The sequence below is a fragment of the Gluconobacter sphaericus genome (genome assembly GCF_016757795.1).
In the GTDB taxonomy this organism is placed as follows: domain Bacteria; phylum Pseudomonadota; class Alphaproteobacteria; order Acetobacterales; family Acetobacteraceae; genus Gluconobacter; species Gluconobacter sphaericus.
The window spans coordinates 147297-166344 of record NZ_CP068419.1 but is presented as its reverse complement, the minus strand read 5'-3'; the positions used below and the strand labels follow the sequence as shown (position 1 = coordinate 166344).

General features: G+C 56.1%; 18 protein-coding genes. 12 read left to right on the top strand and 6 right to left on the bottom strand.

Annotated elements, in window-relative coordinates:
* The first annotated feature begins 106 nt into the window (after positions 1-106).
* The 4 genes from IGS75_RS00750 to IGS75_RS00735 all read left to right on the top strand — a co-directional run bounded on the left by IGS75_RS00750 (position 107) and on the right by IGS75_RS00735 (position 4798).
* Positions 107-835, top strand: a complete 729-nt coding sequence (locus IGS75_RS00750) for a gluconate 2-dehydrogenase subunit 3 family protein (protein ID WP_202257263.1) — start codon at positions 107-109, stop codon at positions 833-835.
* Positions 835-2613 carry a GMC family oxidoreductase gene (locus tag IGS75_RS00745; RefSeq protein WP_202258033.1) on the top strand — a complete coding sequence of 593 codons (1779 nt, stop codon included), beginning with the start codon at positions 835-837 and terminating at the stop codon, positions 2611-2613. The genes IGS75_RS00750 and IGS75_RS00745 overlap by 1 nt, the downstream gene beginning before the upstream one ends.
* Before the next feature lie 14 nt (positions 2614-2627).
* Positions 2628-3935: a c-type cytochrome gene (locus IGS75_RS00740; protein WP_202257261.1), complete on the top strand. Its 1308-nt coding sequence runs from the start codon at positions 2628-2630 to the stop codon at positions 3933-3935.
* Positions 3936-4078: 143 nt separating this feature from the next.
* Positions 4079-4798, top strand: a complete 720-nt coding sequence (locus IGS75_RS00735; RefSeq protein WP_202257259.1) for a hypothetical protein — start codon at positions 4079-4081, stop codon at positions 4796-4798.
* 147 nt (positions 4799-4945) lie between these two features.
* Here IGS75_RS00735 and IGS75_RS00730 read toward each other — a convergent pair whose 3' ends face one another.
* The gene (locus IGS75_RS00730; protein WP_141353022.1) at positions 4946-5911 is read right to left on the bottom strand and encodes a LysR family transcriptional regulator; all 966 of its coding nucleotides are present in this window, start codon (positions 5909-5911) and stop codon (positions 4946-4948) included.
* A gap of 145 nt (positions 5912-6056) precedes the next feature.
* Here IGS75_RS00730 and ltnD point away from each other — a divergent pair, with 145 nt between their 5' ends.
* Genes ltnD through otnI form a run of 5 tightly spaced genes read left to right on the top strand, consistent with a single transcriptional unit; the run spans position 6057 to position 11146 of the window.
* The gene (gene ltnD / locus IGS75_RS00725; protein ID WP_141353020.1) at positions 6057-6977 is read left to right on the top strand and encodes an L-threonate dehydrogenase; all 921 of its coding nucleotides are present in this window, start codon (positions 6057-6059) and stop codon (positions 6975-6977) included.
* On the top strand, positions 6974-8263 hold the full coding sequence (gene otnK, locus IGS75_RS00720; protein WP_202257257.1) for a 3-oxo-tetronate kinase: 1290 nt from the start codon (positions 6974-6976) through the stop codon (positions 8261-8263). The genes ltnD and otnK overlap by 4 nt, the downstream gene beginning before the upstream one ends.
* Positions 8260-8901: a 3-oxo-tetronate 4-phosphate decarboxylase gene (gene otnC / locus IGS75_RS00715; RefSeq protein WP_141353016.1), complete on the top strand. Its 642-nt coding sequence runs from the start codon at positions 8260-8262 to the stop codon at positions 8899-8901. Before otnK ends, otnC begins: the two co-directional genes overlap by 4 nt.
* A gap of 33 nt (positions 8902-8934) precedes the next feature.
* Positions 8935-10323, top strand: coding sequence for a GntT/GntP/DsdX family permease (locus IGS75_RS00710; RefSeq protein WP_202257255.1), 1389 nt, complete (start codon positions 8935-8937; stop codon positions 10321-10323).
* Between the two features lie 25 nt (positions 10324-10348).
* A complete protein-coding gene (gene otnI, locus IGS75_RS00705) occupies positions 10349-11146 on the top strand; it encodes a 2-oxo-tetronate isomerase (protein ID WP_202257253.1) in 798 nt (265 codons plus the stop codon).
* Positions 11147-11207: 61 nt separating this feature from the next.
* Here otnI and IGS75_RS00700 read toward each other — a convergent pair whose 3' ends face one another.
* The 3 genes from IGS75_RS00700 to IGS75_RS00690 form a co-directional block, all read right to left on the bottom strand.
* A complete protein-coding gene (locus tag IGS75_RS00700) occupies positions 11208-13451 on the bottom strand; it encodes an FUSC family protein (RefSeq protein WP_202257251.1) in 2244 nt (747 codons plus the stop codon).
* Positions 13452-13753: 302 nt separating this feature from the next.
* On the bottom strand, positions 13754-13942 hold the full coding sequence (locus IGS75_RS00695; RefSeq protein WP_202257250.1) for a hypothetical protein: 189 nt from the start codon (positions 13940-13942) through the stop codon (positions 13754-13756).
* Between the two features lie 77 nt (positions 13943-14019).
* A complete protein-coding gene (locus IGS75_RS00690; protein ID WP_202257248.1) occupies positions 14020-14175 on the bottom strand; it encodes a hypothetical protein in 156 nt (51 codons plus the stop codon).
* A gap of 546 nt (positions 14176-14721) precedes the next feature.
* On the opposite strand from IGS75_RS00690, the gene IGS75_RS00685 reads away from it, so the two are divergent.
* From IGS75_RS00685 to IGS75_RS00675, 3 genes are all read left to right on the top strand, one after another.
* Complete coding sequence (locus IGS75_RS00685; protein WP_141353006.1) at positions 14722-15189, top strand: MucR family transcriptional regulator; 468 nt, start codon at positions 14722-14724, stop codon at positions 15187-15189.
* A gap of 90 nt (positions 15190-15279) precedes the next feature.
* Entirely contained in the window at positions 15280-16224 is a 945-nt protein-coding gene (sppA, locus tag IGS75_RS00680; RefSeq protein ID WP_408876500.1) for a signal peptide peptidase SppA, read from the top strand.
* A 40-nt stretch (positions 16225-16264) separates the two neighbouring features.
* Positions 16265-16570, top strand: coding sequence for an integration host factor subunit beta (locus IGS75_RS00675; protein WP_141353002.1), 306 nt, complete (start codon positions 16265-16267; stop codon positions 16568-16570).
* Between the two features lie 455 nt (positions 16571-17025).
* On the opposite strand, the gene IGS75_RS00670 is transcribed toward IGS75_RS00675, so the two are convergent.
* Together IGS75_RS00670 and trxB are read right to left on the bottom strand one after the other, a co-directional pair.
* Positions 17026-17925 carry a LysR family transcriptional regulator gene (locus IGS75_RS00670; RefSeq protein ID WP_141353052.1) on the bottom strand — a complete coding sequence of 300 codons (900 nt, stop codon included), beginning with the start codon at positions 17923-17925 and terminating at the stop codon, positions 17026-17028.
* A gap of 118 nt (positions 17926-18043) precedes the next feature.
* Positions 18044-19018: a thioredoxin-disulfide reductase gene (gene trxB, locus IGS75_RS00665; protein WP_141353000.1), complete on the bottom strand. Its 975-nt coding sequence runs from the start codon at positions 19016-19018 to the stop codon at positions 18044-18046.
* Positions 19019-19048 lie beyond the last annotated feature (30 nt).

Sequence of the window (19048 nt, the reverse complement as noted above, 5' to 3'; positions counted from 1 at the left end):
ATTTTAGCTGCGCGCGAGGCAGTGCCTTGGGAACTTGCCCCGATGGGCATTCTGTCAGTTATTTTTCGGACGACACTGTTGTCGAATTTCACAAGGTGTTTGGAGAATGAGCGACAAATCGCGAAGCGGCGGATCCCTGGTCTGTGGTCGTCGTGCCATGCTTCAGGGAACAGCGCTGGGCCTTGTTACGACAGCTTTCTTCCATTTTCCCGCAGCCAGCGTATCAGAGGCTGCCGATGCGGAATATGTCTATCGGCCCGTGTTTTTTTCCAGTGATGAATGGCGAACGCTGAGTAGCTTCGTAGACAGGTTGATTCCGGCCGATGCGGAAGGGCCTGGAGCGATTGAGGCGCACGTGCCGGAATTCATTGATCGTCAGATGAATACGCCTTACGGCCATGGCAGCGAATGGTATTTGCGACCGCCTTTGATGAAAACATCGGCGACGCTGGGCTACCAGCTCCTTTTCACGCCAAGAGATATCTACAAACAGGGGCTTCCGGCGTTAAATGGTGCGATAATGCAACGTTATGGCAGGCCGTTTCATCAGCTTGATGCCAGCGAGCGCGATCAGGTCATCGGGCAGATGGAGAAGGGGACGCTCACTTTGTCGCCGATATCGTCGAAACTGCTGTTCGGGCAAATTCTGAAAAACTGTAAGGAAGGCTATTTCGCCGATCCGATACATGGCGGGAACTACAAAATGGAAGCCTGGAAGATGATCGGGTTTCCCGGTGCGCGTGCGGATTTTACCGACTGGGTCGATCGTTATGGTGCGCGCTATCCCCTTCCGCCCGTCTCGGTTGGCGGTCACGCCGTGCAGGGAGGCGTATGATGGTTTCCCGTAGCGAGAAACATACGGATGTGGTGATTGTGGGTTTTGGCTGGGTCGGTGCCATTATGGCGCGGGAACTGACGCAGGCGGGGCTGAACGTGGTGGCGCTCGAACGCGGCCCACGTCGCGATACTTGGCCCCAGGGCGCCTATCCGTCGTCAATCGACGAACTCACGCACAACACCCGGCACGCCCTTTTTCTCCAGCCCTCGCAGTCAACGGTGACTGTACGTCACCGCGAAAGCGACGTGGCCGCGCCCTATCGTCAGCTTGCCGCATTTCTTCCTGGCACGGGGGTCGGTGGGGCTGGTTTGCACTGGTCCGGATGCCACTGGCGTATCTCGCCGGCCGAGCTCCGTCTGCGCAGTCATTACGAGGAACGATACGGAAAGGACTTTATTCCTCAGGACATGACCATTCAGGACTGGGGTGTGTCTTATGAGGAACTGGAGCCTCATTTTGCTTTTGCTGAAAGTGTGTTCGGAACTTCGGGGCAGGCCTACAAGGTCAATGGCAAGATCGTGGGAGATGGAAACCCGTTCGACGCAGACCGCTCAACGCCTTTTCCATTACCTGCCATGAAGAACACCTATTCCGCCGAACTTTACAGCAAGGCCGCAGCGGAATGTGGGTATCACCCCTTTCGTATACCGTCTGCCAATGCGTCACAGGCTTACACCAATCCTTATGGATGCCAGATGGGAGCTTGTACGTTTTGTGGGTTTTGCAGCGGCTATGCCTGCTACAACTACTCAAAGGCATCCCCGAATGTGAACATCCTTCCCGCACTTGAGCGCGAAAGTCGTTTCGAGTTGCGTGCTGAGTGTGACGTCCTGAAGGTCGAGACGGACTCATCGGGCAAGAAAGCAACGGGCGTGATCTATCGGACGTCCAAGGGGGAGGAAGTTCGCCAGACTGCCGATATCGTCATTCTGGCCAGTTTTGCCTACAACAACCCCTATCTGCTTCTTTTGTCCAGGATCGGACAGCCTTACGATCCCAAGACGGGCGAGGGGACTGTTGGGCGTAATTTCGTCTATCAGAATGAATCCGGCGTAACGCTATTCTTCGGGCAGGACAAATTCACTAATCCGTTCATCGGGGCCGGTGGCAACGGTGTTGCCATCGATGATTTCAATGCGGATAATTTTGATCATGGGCCGCTGGGGTTTGTTGGTGGCGCGCCCATCTGGGTCAATCAGGCCGGAAGCAAGCCGATCAGCAGTGCCACGGTACCCAAAGGGACACCGCAATGGGGTGCGCACTGGAAGAAAGCCGTCAAGGACAACTTCCAGCATACGATATCGATCCATGCCCACGGTACCAACATGGCATTTCGCGACTGCTACCTATCTCTTGATCCGACATACAGTGACACTGCCGGGCGCCCGCTGCTGCGGATTACGTTTAACTGGCATGACAACGATGTGAAGATGATCCGCTACGTGACAGACCGGATGGCGGATATCGGTCGGGCCATGAAGCCTGAATCGATGTCGATCGAGACGAAAGAGTTCGGAGAAGAATTCGACCTGCGCCATTATCAGACGACGCATATCGCGGGTGGCGCGATCATGGGAACGTCCCCCAAGGATAGTGTGGTCAACCGCTATCTCCAGCATTGGGAAGTGCCCAATCTTTTTGTCATCGGATCATCAGCGTTTCCGCAGGGCATCGGATATAATCCCACGGGTACCGTTGCCGCTCTGGCTTACTGGTCTGCAAAGGCAATCAGGGAGCGTTATCTGAAGTCTCCCGGACCAATGGTGCAGGCATGAAGAGGCGTAAAACAATGAAACGGCGCCTTCTTCCGGTACTGGCGGGAGCGATCTGCGTCCTGCAGTCATCCGGGGCATATGCCGATAATGCGGATCTGATCAAACGGGGAGCGTATGTCGCTGTTCTGGGCGACTGTGAAGCATGTCATACCGCTCATGATGGCAAGTATCTGGCAGGTGGGCTGGCCCTTCAGTCGCCGCTCGGGGCAATTTACTCCACCAACATCACGCCTGATCGTGACACCGGGATAGGCACCTGGAGCTACGAAGATTTCGTGCGTCTCATGCGTCGGGGGATCAGAAAAGACGGGTCAAGCGTTTATCCGGCGATGCCGTATCCGTCTTATTCGAAAATGACGGATGAGGATCTGCAGGCCCTTTATGCCTACCTCACGCAAGGTGTTGCACCGGTCAGCCTGAAGAACCGGGCGCCGGATATTCCATGGTTATTGTCAGCGCGCTGGCCTCTGGCGATCTGGCGTCTGCTTTTTGCGCCTTCACCTGCGCCTCCATTACCATCTGCCTCTTATGATGAGACGCCCGATGCGCTGGTCGAGCGTGGCCGTTATCTTGTGGAAGGTCCCGGGCATTGTGGAAGCTGCCATACGCCGCGCAATCTCGTACTCGCCGAAAAGGCCCAGACTGCAACAGATGGGCCGAAATATCTGTCCGGTGGCTTCATTGTAGACAACTGGGTTGCGCCTAGTCTTCGGAGTGATGACGTCGGTGGACTTGTGGGCTGGACCTCCGAGGATATCGTGGCTTTCCTGAAAACGGGGCGTAACAGGCATGGCGCGACATTCGGTGCGATGAACGGCGTTATCACGCACTCGACCTCTCTGACGAATGACCATGACTTGGCGGCGATCGCGGCCTTCCTGAAGACGCTTGGCCCTCCGCCAGGCGTTTCGGTCGAGACGTTCCGTTATGATGATGGGGTGTCACGCCAGTTATTCGCCGGAAAGATGCCGTCGGAAGGCGCGAAGATTTATGTTGATCGCTGTGCGGCCTGCCACCGAACGGACGGACGGGGATATCCTGGCGTATTTCCCCCTCTTGCCGGAAACCCGGTTCTTCAGGGGCCGGATGCAACTTCCGCCGCCCATATCATTCTGAGCGGCGGACGGCTTCCCGGAGTTTCGGCTGCGCCGTCGTCTCTGGTGATGGGTTCCTACCGGGATATTTTGGATGATCAGCAGATTGCTGATCTTGTCACTTTTCTTGGTCACAGCTGGGGTAATCATGGAGCGGCAATGACGCCGCCACAGGTGGGGAAGATCCGGCAGGCGACCACGAATGAAAAGAGCCCTGCAGGTGATTGAAACAGGTATTCAGTTCTATAGATCTCATAGTTGGACAGGATTTATGAATGGGTGTCAGGTATAGTTTATGGGGTTATCTACAAAAATGGCCCCTTATGTAAGTGCAGAAACAAATATAGTCGAAATATAAAAGGAGTCGTGTCATGAATTCTAATGGTCGTTATTCATTTATTCTTTTTTCGATACTTTATTTCTCGTCTGTGGGGTATGGATATGCTTTTCCATCCAAAGGACCAGATGGAGAGCCTGTAGTGGAAACGAAAGATGAGCCATTACATCACGTCATATATGAAACCAAAGACGTTCGAGTAATGCGTGTGCTGTTGCTTCCAGGCGTTCGTACAATGTGGCATGAGCAGCATTTGGATTACGTGAATACTCACATTAGCGGCAGTCCAGTCAAAGTTGAGTATATTGGTCAACCGATGAAATATGCTGTTATGGAAACAGGTCATATCCGTTTCGGACCTCATCAAGGCAAATCCGAAGTGGATAGAATTACCAATACAGGTACAACTCTCAACCATCAGATTGCTTTTGAGATCAAGAAAAACGGCCCCCAAGGCTTCGGTGCAGGAGATCGATCTGATGTTAAAGGATTCAAATTGGTTTTGGACAAACCCACTGTCTATGGCTGGCACGTTGAGCTGAAACCGGGGGAAAGTACAGGTGTTTACACGGTAAAAGGACCTGGTGTTCGTGTAGTATTTAAAGGGAATAGGATTATTTCTACCAAGAAAAATTCAACTGTTACGCAAATTAAAACGCAGGATGCGGATGCATTTCTTATTGATCCCGGGACGTATATAATTACGAATGGAGGTTCAGAAGACTTGGTATTCAATGAATATGAGCTGAAATAAGTATTTTTAATGGTTGGAGGGATTTTGAAGGTTTATGGATCCCTCCACATTTGACGGACTCCACTGTTCAAATATGCGTTTCAGGCTGCCGACCGGGTGTTTCGCCAGCCGCCCGGTATTCCGTCCCAAGGCTTGGGACACAGGGCGCTAGGCTTGACGTTTTGTCACCGGTCGTAGGGTTTTTTCCAGTTCGTCGAGAACCTTCATGGTGGGGCGGGACTGATTGCGGGATTTGAGCATTAGGATGCCGTACGAACTGATCGCGATGTTTACATCGGATGAGACAATCTGGATCTGCCTGTATTTGGCCTGCTGATGGGCCACTGCTGCAGAGAGAATTGTCAGCGCGTCCGTTTTTTCCAGATAGGCAAGTGTCATTAGCAGGGAGTCGCTTCCGATAATGTCTTTCGGAAGAGCTAGGTTCCTGTCTTGGAAAATGCTTTCGAGTTTGCTGCGCGACTTTCCTCCTTTCCGTTGCAGGACCCATGGGAAAGGCGCCATATCCTCAAGTCGGACAGTAGATGCCTTCCTGAACAGAGGGTGGTTCTGACGCGCTGCGATGACCATGGGTTCCTCGCCGATCGGGGTGTAATGACACATCATGTTTCGCGCATCTTCCGGCGCTCGACCGATCATAATGTCGATGTCGCCATTCACCAGGTCATGAAAAAGGCCAACACTCGATCCGGTACGGATTTCGAGCGATATATCCGGGCTGTCACGCTGGATATTGAGGACGGCCATCGTCAAGAGATCAACCACGGGCCCGTCGATGGCCCCGATTGATACTGTGCCCGCCCCACCTGAGAGAAGCGCATTGAGTTCGTCCCGTGTGCGATCAAGTTCATCGAGCAGATTGTTGGCATGCCGGGTCAGAACACTGCCATAGGCGTTGATGACGAGACGGCGTCCTTCCCGCTGGAAGAGCGGGATACCAATCACATCTTCGAGATCTCCCAATAGCCGTGACGCGGCGGGCTGCGCCAGGCCGAGACTTTCAGCAGCGCTCTGGAGCGTGTTGTGGCGTGAAAGAGCCTGCAACAGCTGGAGATGCCGGAACTTCAGCCGGATATCGACGAACCATGAGGGGGGTAAGAGCTGTTTCTCTTGCATGGGCTCAACATAACATGAGGAAGATGAAAAATAACACTTTGTGCATTAGACATATCATAAAATATGTGAATTATTCCTCTTCAATCACCTCTGTCTTGTGCGGCAGGTGCAAAAAGAACTTTAGCGCTTTAGATGGAGGACGACGATGCTGGGTAAGGATCAGACAGGTCAGATCGGTGTGATCGGCCTTGGAGCGATGGGGCTTGGTGTTGCGAAATCATTGTTGCGTGCAGGTTTTGCGGTCGGCGCCTATGATGTGCGTGCAGAGGTTCTGACAGCGTTCGAAACTGAAGGTGGCAAGGCTTACACGTCACCAGCTGCCCTCGCAGCATCCTGTGATGTCCTGATCATTCAGGTGGTGAATGCGGAGCAGACAGAGCAGGTCCTCTTCGGCGAACAGGGGGCAGTGGACACGCTGAAACCTGGCTCTTTGGTCATTTCCTGCGCAACTGTAGCACCAGCCTTTATTGAAGGGCTTGAGACACGCCTGAGGAAGCGCGACATTTGGCTGCTTGATGCGCCGATGTCCGGGGGCGCCGCCAAGGCTGCTTCCGGCGAGATGACGCTGATGACCTCCGGTCCCGAAGAAGCCTATGCCCGCGCGGAAGCGGTTCTGCCTGCCGTGGCCGGAAAGGTCTATCGGCTCGGAGCTAAAGTAGGTGTCGGCACCCGTGTGAAAATCGTTAACCAGCACCTGGCCGGCATTCATATCGCCGCAGCTGCCGAAGCTATGGCGTTAGGATTACGGGAAGGTGCTGATCCGGCGACCCTGTTCGAAGTCATCACCAACAGCGCTGGCAATTCCTGGATGTTCGAAAACCGGGTGCCTCATATTCTTGCGGGAGATTATACGCCGCTGTCAGCGGTGGATATTTTCGTCAAGGATCTTGGTCTGGCGCTTGATACGGCCCGTCGGACGAAATTTCCCCTGCCTCTGGCGGCGACCGCGCATCAGATGTTCCTCAACGCGTCTGCGGCCGGACATGGTCGGGAAGATGATTCCGCAGTCATCAAGATTTTCCCGGGGATTACATTGCCATCTTCTGACAAGGGAGAGGAAGCATGACCAGAGCTGGTGCTTTTATCGGCTGTATCGCGGATGATTTCACGGGCGCGACCGACATTGCTAGCACGCTGGTCCGTGCAGGCATGAAAACGGTGCAGGCCATCGGTATTCCTGAGGCGGATGATCCGATGATCGCCGATGCCGAAGCTATTGTCGTCGCCCTCAAGTCACGCACTATTGCAGCGGAAGAGGCGGTGGCTCAGTCATTGGCCGCTCTGGACTTCCTGCGGTCTGCCGGCTGCCAACAGATTGTCTTCAAATATTGCTCCACTTTCGATTCCACTGAAAAGGGCAATATCGGTCCCGTTGCAGAGGCGCTGGCCAAGGCTCTGGGACAAGAGGTGACGATTGCTGCACCCTCTTTCCCGGCCAATGGGCGCACGGTCTATAATGGCCATCTCTTCGTCGGTCATGAGCTGCTCAATGAAAGTGGGATGCAGAACCATCCGCTGACACCAATGAAGGATGCCAATCTCGTACGCGTGCTTCAGGCCCAGTCCACAGGAACTGTCGGGCTCATTGACCTTTCGACGGTTTTCAAGGGGGCGGAGCAAATCAGAGCAGCGATCGGGAAGGCTAAGGCCGAGGGGGCCACTCTTCTGATTGTTGACGCAATTTCCGAAGCTGATCTGACAGTGATCGGACAGGCCTGCCGCGATCATGTCCTGATCACGGGAGGTTCAGGAATTGCCCTGGGGCTACCCGATAATTTTAGGGCGAGCACCGAACTCTCTGGTGCGGATGCCGCAGTTCTGCCTGCCGTGGCCGGAAAGGATGTTGTCCTTGCCGGCAGTGGTTCGCTGAGGACAAATCTTCAGGTAGCACGCTGGATCGAGGCTGAGCGGCCAGCTTACCGGATTGATGTCATGAAGCTGGCTGCCGGTGAACCGGTTGCGGAAGAGGCGGTTGCCTTCTTCGACGCTCACGCCGGCCAGACCGTGCTCATCTACGCAACCAGCCCGGCTGATGAACTCAGACAGGTGCAGGCAGCGATAGGAGCCCAAAAGGCGGGGGAGATGGTCGAGCATGCTCTGGGTCGTATCGCGCATTTGTTGAAAAACCGGGGTGTCAGGCGCTTCGTCGTTGCCGGCGGAGAAACGTCAGGCGCTGTGGTTCAGGCGCTTGACGTCAAAGGTCTGCGTATTGGCGCGCCGATTGCGCCGGGCGTTCCTGCAACCGTATCAACGGGTAGCGAGCCGCTCGCACTTGCCCTGAAATCAGGCAATTTCGGTGAGGCTGACTTCTTCGAAAAAGCGCTGCTGGCATTGTCGGGAGATCAGTCATGATTGATGAAAGAGCATGCCGTGAAGAAATCTGCGCGATCGGGCAGGATCTGTATGCGCGCGGGCATACAAGCGGAAGCGCGGGAAACATCAGCGCCCGTCTTTCTGACGGCTGGCTGATCACGCCGACGGATGTTTGTTTGGGGCGCCTCACACCTGAGGGAATCGCCAAAACCGATTTTGAAGGCAATCAGGTTTCCGGGCCACGCGCCTCCAAAACGGTGACTCTGCATCGCAGGATTTATGAGCAGAGACCGGACTGCAACGGGATCATCCACACACATTCCACCCATCTTGTTGCGCTGACCTTAGCGGGTGTGGATGCCGAAGATGCCATTCTGCCGCCGATCACGCCGTATCAGGTCATGAAAATCGGGCGTGTCCCGCTGATCCCTTATGAACGTCCGGGATCGCCGAAAGCGGCAGCCCGTGTGGCCGAACTGGCTTCCTCTGTCAACGGCGTCATGCTGGATCGGCTCGGACCCGTCGTGTGGGGCAGTAGCGTGACAAGTGCCAGTGATGCGCTTGCGGAGCTCGAAGAAACGGCGCGCCTGTGGCTGATGACCACGCCACGGCCCGCGCCGCTGGATGATGCCGCGCTTGCGGAAATTGCGGCTGTGTTCGGGGTGAAATGGGACTGACTTGGCCTTTTCGAAAGCAGGAGAGGTCCTGATATGACCCCGATGGTTCTTTTGGCCAGCGCCATTGCCGGTATCGTGCTGATGCTGGTGCTGATCATCCGTTTTAAGCTTCATCCGATCCTGACGCTCCTTATTGTCAGCATGTTTGTCGCGCTTTTTGCCGGAATGCCTGCGGCCAAGATTGTTCCTGCGATCGAGGCGGGGATGGGCAAGACACTGGGCCATATCGCCATCATCATCGCTCTTGGGGCAATGATCGGAAAGATTGTGGAGGTTTCAGGGGGCGCACAGGTTCTCGCGCGCGATCTTATCGCGCGTTTCGGAGGTCGGCGCGTCCCGCTCGCTCTGATGCTTGCAGGTTTTCTGATTGGCATTCCGGTCTTTTTTGAGGTCGGCGTGATTATGGTCATGCCGTTGCTCTACGGTGTGGCGAACGTGACCCGGCGCTCTCTCATGATTTTCGCACTCCCGATGTGTGCGGCCATGTTGACGGTGCACTCGTTTCTGCCGCCGCATCCCGGTCCGGCCGCCGCTGCGGCACAGATCGGCGCAAATATGGGACGTATTCTGGTGTTCGGGGTGCCGATCACCCTTATGGTCTGTGGGGCCGGGGCGCTGATTGCACAGCGCATGACGCATCGCGAGTTCACATATGCGTCAGACATCCAGGCAGCAATTAATGGATGTGAGGACGGAACGTTCAATGCCCAGCCGGAAGTATCCGCCCATGCGCTGCCTTCAGCCGAAACACCCGGATTCTGGCTGATTGTCGGGCTGATCCTGCTTCCGATCGTCCTGATCATGCTTGGCACCACGCTGTCGATCTTTCTGCCGGCCGCCTCTTCCTATGCCGGAGCTGCCCATCTTGTCGGCTCGCCGGTAACGGCGCTGCTCCTCGACACCCTCCTTGCCGGCTATACGTTGGGACTGCGACGGGGATGGAGCTTTGAGCAGGTATCGACGGTCATCGGGTCTGCGGTCCCCGGTGTCGCCCTTGTGATCCTGATCGCCGGCTGTGGCGGCGTGTTTGGGAACATTTTGGTAGAAAGCGGCATCGGCCACGTCATCTCTGACATACTCCGTACGACCGGACTGCCTGCGCTTGCCCTGGCTTTTATCCTGAGCATGATCCTGCGCGCAGTGCAGGGATCGACGACGGTGGCGCTTGTGACGACCGCAGGGATTCTTGGTCCCATGATCTCGGAGATGCATGCCAATCCCAACCAGCTTGCCCTGCTCGCGCTCGCCATGGGGGGCGGGGGCCTGTCGGTTTCTCACGTCAACGACGCAGGGTTTTGGATCTTCACGAAGCTGTCCGGGATCGACGTCGCCGATGGCCTGCGAACCTGGACCGTTCTGACGACTACGCTCGGTGCTCTTGGGTTTCTAGCCACCTGCCTGCTGTGGCCTTTCGTCTCGTAGTTCATTGCAAGGGAAGTCTCTCGTCATGCCTGCTTTTGCCGCAAACCTGACTATGAATTACCCGGAACTTGAGTTCCTCGAGCGCTTCGATGCCGCCGCGCGTGACGGTTTCAAGGGAGTCGAATTTCTGTTCCCTTACGCTTTTGACAGGCAGGATCTGTGCGCCCGGGTCAGGGGAAATGATCTGCATGTCGCGTTGTTCAACGCTCCACCAGGAGACTGGGATCGAGGTGAGCGTGGACTGGCGGCGCTGCCTGGTCGTGAGGAGGAGTTCCGCCGTACGATCGGGGCCGCACTGGAGTATTCCCAGGCTCTCGGAAACAGTCGCCTGCATGTCATGGCTGGTTTGCGCGATGTCGAAATCCCGCATGAGAAGCAGATGGAGACTTACCTTCGGAATATCGAATACGCGGCGTCTCAGGCGCAATCCATCGGACTGACCATTGTTCTGGAGGCCATTAACACGCGCAATATGCCGGGTTATTTCCTGAATTATCAGGAGGAGACAAAAGCGGTCTGTGATCTGGTTAGGGCAGATAACGTCCAGATCCAGTTCGATTTTTATCATGCGCAGATCATGCAGGGTGACCTCGCGGTTCGACTGGAAACTCTGTTTGGATCAATCGGTCACATTCAGGTAGCCAGCGTCCCGGAGCGGCACGAACCAGATGAGGGAGAGATCAATTACCCCTATCTCTTCGCTCTGCTGGATCGTCTTGGTTATCGGGGCTGGATTGGATGCGAATACAACCCGCGGGCTTCGACCTCCGAAGGTCTGGACTGGTTAAGTCCATGGCGAGGAGCTACCGCAGAAACGCCTTAGGTCACTCCGGCAGAGCATCCGTTCCAGAGTCTGGCGGTAGCAAGTCCCTGAGATGCCCGGATCAGCCTTGACCGGAATTGAGCAGGCGGCTGTTTCTCTCGCCCCGGAAAGGTTTGCTGGCATCGAGGAAATCCTCGTTCGTCCGCATCGTGTAGGCAATGACGACGAGATAGGTGATGGCACGTGTCAGTTCGAGGCGTGTCACCAGATCTGTTTCCTGGGCGTCCAGAACACGCAGGCGCCTGACCGCCGCTTCCGCAATACGGGCCGCCTTGTCATGCCGCTTCGTGGATTGTTCCACATAATGCAGAACCAGAAGGATCGGACGTCGCGCGCTTTCGGGCAAGTATTCACGGTCCAGAAGTGCGCGGAGCCTGATGACGTTCAGGCCTAGCGTCAACGTTGCCAGCGTGCCCAGAATACACGCTTCGATCAGCGGGGCCGGGGTGGGGCCAGCATGGCGGATCAGCCGGGCAAAGCGATCCGTATTGCGGCCGATCCAGACGCTGATGCGTGGCGTGAAGCCCGGATGTGCCAGATGCTGCAGTTCTCTGAGCATGATTCGACGCAGACGGAAGCGCTCGGCATCGCTGCTGAACGGCAGGACGCTCCGGAACACGATGACACTGACAGCCACCGCCAGAACAGTCGCCATATTCCCATTGTAGAAGGCGATTTCGTTCATGACGTGATGGTTCTCAAGCCCCAGCATTGCTGGCAGCAGAAGCCCGTAGGCCGCTGAGCCACCAGCCGTGGATGGATTACCCTTCGCTAGGCCGCCCAGAAACATTGCTGGCCCTAGAAAGAGCGTGAGAGTCTCGAAGGTCGTGACTTTCGGCATGAGTACGAAAACCAGAATCCATGCCATGAAATAAGCCGCGACGGCTCCTTTGAGGAATTCGGTTGTGCCAAGGACGGGGTTTTCCTTGGTCGCAAACAGACCACAGACCAGCGTCGTAATAGCAATAAAACCAAGCCCGTTCGGCCAAGCAGTTACTTCATAGATATAGGCCGTTATCAGAACAGCGCACGCGCCGCGCAAACCGTTATGCACCGCTTCACGGGTGTCGCGATGGGTTTCAAGCTGGAAATGGAAATGATCGCCTTTGATGCGATGTGTACTGGCCTCGTATTCCTTGATGGCCTGCTCCAGATCTCCCAGAAGTTCGCCCAGGGAGACGAACAGGATACGTTCATCCAGCCTGTCTTCCTGTATTTCCTGACCTTCGTCAGTTTGGTCAAAGGGTTCGAGGCCGGGGATGGGTTCAAGGTTCGAGCGGATGTCGCTTTCGCGATGTGGCGCGGCATAAAGGCGGCAGATGTCGCGAAAGTGCTGAAGGTCCGCAAGCAGGGCAGGAACGGCATTCTGGTCCGGCAGGCGCTGCGGGAACTGCTTGAGGAAGGCGAGGATCTCGTCAGCGGTTTTCGTGAACGCCGGATGATTGTGGTTGAGCACCTGAAGGCGCATGGCCATGCCGAAGCCGCGGGATAGAAGAGCTGAAACCGCTGCGAGCGCCGCGCGTGCGTGATCGCCTTCATGGCCGTGCGGTCCCATCTCGACTTCAGCGAACTCGATCTGGTCATTGATTGTCAAAATCGTTCCGAACTGTCTCCGTGCGGCATTCAGCGCGCCGCGCTCTTCGCCCAGAAGACTGCATAAGGTGGTGGTGACGAGGACTAGAGCGGATTCAAGTTTCTGTCGAAGCTGTGCCCTGGCATGTCTTTCTTGGCTCGTCGCGAAAATGAGACCCATGAAAGCTTCGCACAGCACACCAAGCACGATGTATGTGCCACGCGACATCGCGACCATGAAGATATTGTCCGGATTGGACGCGGCACCCATACAGATGATCGAACAGGTATATCCCGCAAGAACAAGGGCATAAGAGCGGAAGTTACTGACGAATGTTGCAAATCCGCTGCATAGACCGATCCATAAGGCGACCATGGGAAAGAACATCCATGGAGCCTGGGGGGCGGCTGCCATGATGGTGATGGCGGCGATGGCGCCACTGATGGTGCCGACGATACGCCATTTTGCCTTGGACTGGCTTTCGCCACGGCTGGTTTGTGCAACAGCCCAGACGGTCATGGCAGCCCAGGCCGGATCGTCCAGCTCCATCCAGAACGCGATTCCGACGGCCAGACAGGCTGCAACGGTGTTGCGCAGAGCAAAGGTGACGGAAGAGGGGCTGGGTGCGTACAGCCACGAGAGAAAGGGACGCGCGCGCGGCCGCAGAGGTGCAGGCCGTGTGGTCGTATTATCCGGAGTCGGTTGTCCCGAGGATATAGTGCTGCCACTCATTGCGTGAGTGTCTTAGCCCTAACAACATTATCCGGCGAGAGAGGAAATTTCCATTCGGATATCTGTTATAAATTTTGTATATTTGCGTGTCTTCGACTCCTCATCGGGGAGGCACAACAGTTAAGACGGGTGTATGGTTACCCGTCCGATACTTCCATTTACGAGTGGAGTAGGTTTTGAACGCTCACGCGACACTTTTGCCTGACGCACCAAAATAGCACTCGCACCTGTAACGCCCAGCATCATTGTCTCTTTGGAAGCCAGAGCCTCGCGCTCGGTTGCCAGCCACGGAGAGTAGACGGTTATCTCTGTCGCGTCGGGTCTTCTCCTGCAACAAGCTCCGTGTTGCATGCCGATAGTGGGCTTTGGTAGTCGATGATCGTTTTCCCCGCAGGTTGGCCAAGGAAGGAGAGGGTCAATATCGGCGGCGTCAGGATGCAGCGCACCGGAGCAATTCCGTTCCACCACTCATTGCCGGCAGCTGCATGCAAGACTGCCTGCATCCGAGACGACTTTGGCAGGATCGACAATACCTCCTTCCAGTTCCGGGGCAAAACGGTATTTCTGACTATCCTAGCAGAATGCCCGCTCTGGAGGCATCGTGACCCAGGGCGTCTGCAAGTGCGGCCGCCTGACTGTTGATAAGAGTGGAAGCATGGCAGTTACGGATGACCTGCCAGTCAGGACTGCGGTCGCCCGGCATCTGGCAATGTAGGTCAAGCATACGTTTTTGGCTCTCGATTGCGAGGCTCTTTGAGCTGTTCTACAAGTTCATTAGGGGCAGTTAGGTTATTACGCAGTGTCTAAAGTGTAAAACAAAGTAACTAAAACCGCTGAGGCGCCTCTGATACGAAAGCAGACGGGAATATTTTCACGAAAGACCGGAAAGGGCTGGTTGTCAAAGGGGTGCTAGGAAGAGTACGCGTGGTAGAAGGGACGTAAAGGTCGGATAGAACCTTTATAGTGAACTGTAATAGACTCTGTTTCTACTCTATATTGACGAAATTTCCGTGAACGAGGGCGTCAGCTGGAAAAATTGTTTGTCTTTGAGAGCACAACAGTTTCGTGGTTCATGTTACCATTCCAGATATGGTCTGCAAGATTGAATACTACGGGATAGGTGCTTGCTTTTTTTGTTTGCGGGTTATTTTGATATGATGATATTTTTGATCCGGAAAAGGCGTTCGCTAAATATTTCTATTCCGCATTTACCTAGCCTGTTATAGGCGTTATGGAACTAAAAAACATTAGAGCAGAGGGGTGAAATATTATGTCCGAGAACACTTCCAGTACAGGTCTCCTGGAACTTACTGCCAAGATCGTTGCTGCTCAGGCCTCCCGTGGAACACTTGAAGCAGAAACACTGCCCGCCCTGATCCGCCAAGTATATGACGCCCTCGCTAAGGCAGGAACTCCCGAGGAAGAGCCGCAATCCGAGCGCCCGCAGCCGGCAGTTCCCATCAAACGCTCTGTTTTTCCTGACTATATCATCTGTCTCGAAGACGGCAAGAAGCTGAAAATGCTCAAGCGCCATCTTCAGAGCGCTTATGATATGACACCGGAACAGTATCGTGAGCGGTGGGGTCTTCCCTCAGATTATCCGCTGGTCGCTCCCAACTATGCCCAGCGTCGTTCTGCTCTGGCGCGCGAGATCGGCCTTGGACGCAAGATCAGTGCCGCAACCGGCGAAGGCAAGAAAGATGGTGCCCGCGGACGTCGTACCAAGAAGGAGAACTGAGTATCGTCAGGGCTGGCTGGTGGGATTTTTCCAAAGAGGAGTGGTATCGCCAGCCGGTTCTTTTGAGACGACAAGGACAGGAGCGGTTCCATTAACGCTGAACTGAGTGCCTTTTTGGCGGGGCAGGTCAAACGCAGGCAATTGTTGCTCTGGCGGGTAGGGGCTCTTGTTGCATTTGTTGGTGCCGTGGTCATTTCGATGGCCGGTCATGGCGGTGCCGTCAGTACGAGCTCCATTCAGCGACCGCACATCGTCCGGCTAGTCATCAGCGGCATCATAAAAAATGACGTCTCCCAGACTGTGGGGGCCCTGAAACAGGCGCGGAATTCGTCCGATGTGACTGGACTTCTGCTTGTGGTGGATAGCCCTGGCGGTGGTGTGACAGGAGGAGAGCGCTTGCACGAAGCCGTCAAGCGCTTTGCCGCCGTCAAGCCCGTCTCTGTTTCCATGGGGGATATGGGCGCCTCTGCCGCTTATATGCTATCCGTGCCCGCCCAGCATATCGTGGCGTTACCCTCTACGCTGACCGGTTCAATCGGCGTTCTTTTACAGCGCCCCGATGTCTCGGCTGGGTTGGAGCGTCTCGGTATCGGCATGGATGCCATCACGTCCGGCGCCATGAAGAATCAGACCGATCCCACCAGTGCTCTGACGCCCGAAGGTCGGCAGATGCTTCAGGAACTCGTGAATGACTTGTTTGGCCAGTTTGTTTCGATGGTCGCCGAAGGTCGCCATCTGACCGAGGAAAAGGTCCGATCCCTTGCGGACGGCCGGGCCTATACGGGCCGCCAGGCGATTGCCCTGGGGCTGGTGGACGAGCTTGGAGATGAAGATGTGGCCCGGCTCTGGCTCAGGAAACAGCTGAAGATCGGTAATGCATCTTATCCCGTAGTGCCGCTAATCCCCGAGCATTCAAGGTACTGGTATCAATGGCCTGATAAAAAGGCACTTCTGAAGGGCCTGTTGGGTGGAACTTTCTCAAGTGTGATCGATCGCGAGGGCCTTGACGGAGCCGTTGCGATTTTGCAACTCTGATAACCCGTTTCAGAAGGCGGAGTCAGGTGGAACAGCTGTCATGACCCGATCCGAACTTATCGCCGAACTGTCGGCCGCGTACCCACATCTTCTTACCCGCGATATCGAACGTATCGTTCATGCGGTCTTTGACGAGATCGGGGCGGCGCTTGCGCGGGGAGACCGGGTCGAACTGCGGGGCTTCGGAGCTTTTCTTCCCCGCGAACGGGCGGCTAGGACGGGGCGTAATCCCCGGACCGGTGATGTCGTGCCGGTCGAGGAAAAAAGCGTTCCCTTCTTCAAGGTGGGCAAGGAACTTAGGGAACGCGTCAACCAACGTCTGTCTACTCGCAAAAACGCTGACTGAACGGGCTGTGTCCGTGTTGCATCAAGCGCGTGCGAGGAACACCCTGCGTCAGGCCTGGGGCTGGTTCGAAGGGCCAGTTCTGCAGTATTGTAAGGCCATGAAACCTGTCCCACATTTTCTGGTTGTGTCTGCCTGGGTCGGCAGCCTGTGTCTGGTGGGAGGATCTGTTCTGGCTCCGTCAGGCGCTCTAGCTCATGGAGTATTGAAAACTCCGGCCAGGACATCGCTGCATCACACGGCCAGATCGCGTTCGACGCAGGCGAAAATCTGTTACCGAATAGCATCCGGCGTTATTGTGCTGGAGCAGATGCCCAACAGCGGCCGACGTCTTGGACGTGGAAGCGGGTTTGCCCCGGTTGGGGAAGCGGTCTTCCGCTCCAGCAACCGGCTTCATGCGTGTCCCGGGGCGCACGGGCGCCGGGGATAGGGAGACGGGACCGTCTCCCGTATTTGCCCTAGTCGTGGCCCTTGAGGTTGCTGATTTCTGAAAGAAGAAAATCCCGGAACACTGCGATCCGTTTAGATGTCCGCAATTCTTCTGGATAGACGAAATAGGCCTCCACCAGCGGGACCTGCTGGTTCGGCAGGATCCGGACGAGTCCGGGATAGCCCGTGGCGGCATAAAGGGGCAGTGAGCCGATCCCGGTTCCAGCCGCAATGGCGTTTGCAACCGCAGAAATATTATTGATCGCTAGTCGCCGGCTCCCTTGGCGTGCAACGCCTTCCTGTCGCAGCAGATCCAGCAACCAGTTCACGTTGGGAAGTGGCAGATGCCAGCCTGCGAAGCTTATGATCTGGTGATTGGCAAGGTCTTCCAGAGAGTGTGGTGTGCCGTTGCGCTCAAGATATTCGGCGCTGGCATAAATTGGCATGGGAAAATTCGCGAGATGACGTTGGACCAGATCCGGCTGGGTCGGCGGATGGAGCCTGATCGCAACATCGGCCTCCCGCATGCCCAGATCCAGATCTGCATCTTCGAGCAGAAGCGTGACTTCGATATCGGGATGCAGTTCTAGAAACCGGTTCAGGCGCGGAGAAAGCCAGGACAGGCCAAAGCCGGTCGTCGTGGTGATCTTGATCTTGCCAGCCGCCCGTTCCTTGCTCTCGCTCAGGAAGGCCTGGGTGAGGGCGAGTTTCGAGAAGACTTCCCGCACGGTACGATTCAGGACATCGCCCTGTTCCGTCAGGATCAGCCCACGCGCATGCCGATGGAACAGAGGCACACGCAGGACATCTTCAAGCGCGGAAATCTGGCGCGAAACTGCCGACTGACTCAGTCCCAGCCGGTCGCCGGCATGAGTGAAGGAACCGGCTTCCGCCACGGCGTGAAAAATCCGCAGCTTGTCCCAGTCCATCTGGTTTTCTCCCCGTTCGCCGATGCGACGGTCTTCGTCCTTCTTACCCATACGTCCCGGCGTTATCCGTCAAGATATGTCGTTGAATGGACGAAACTGTCTGAAGCGCAGGCGAGGGTCAAGTTTTTGTCATGGCAGGTATGCCAGAAAGATATCGTTCTGCCTCAAGCGCTGCCATGCAGCCCGTTCCGGCTGCCGTCACGGCTTGCCGGAAAATCCGGTCCTGGATATCACCGGCTGCGAATACTCCTTTGACTGACGTGCCTGTGCCATCGTTTTCCGTCAGGATATATCCATCGCTGTCACAAGCGACTTCATGCCGGAACGGACCGGCATTGGGCGTATGACCGATGGCCACGAACACGCCATCCACGTCCAGCTTAGAGAGCGCGCCCGTCTGCGTGTCCTTCAGGGCCACTCCGCAGACGACTTCCGGGTCACCCGCGCCCAGGATTTCCTCGACGGCTTGGTTCCAGTGAACTTCGACCTTTGGGTTGGAGAACAGGCGCTCCTGCAGTATGCGCTCGGCCCGCAGGCTGTCACGGCGATGGATCAGATGCACCTTGTCCGCATGATGCGTCAGGTACAGCGCTTCCTCGACCGCCGTATTGCCGCCGCCGATAACGGCGACCGTCTTGCCGCGATAGAAGAAGCCGTCGCAGGTCGCGCAGGCTGAAACGCCACCACGTTGGAGGCGCTTTTCCGATTCGAGGCCGAGCCACTTGGCCTGGGCTCCCGTGGCGATCACAACTGTGCGTGCCCGGAATTCGTCTCCAGAATCTCCGACTAGCCGGAAATATCCGTCCGGCCCCGGACCGTTCTTTAGGTCGGCCTTTACGATCAGGTCATAAACCAGTTGCGTCCCGACGTGCTCGGCCTGCGCGCGCATCTGCTCCATCAGCCAGGGGCCCTGCACAGGATTCGCAAAGCCGGGATAGTTTTCAACATCAGTCGTGATGGTGAGCTGACCGCCGGGCTGCATCCCGGTGACGAGAATCGGCTTGAGGCTCGCGCGGGCCGCGTAGATCGCAGCGGTGTAACCAGCAGGGCCGGCGCCAACGACCAGCAGATCCGTATGATGGATTTCAGGCATGATGGGTCCTCAATGGGTATCTGGTCCCCC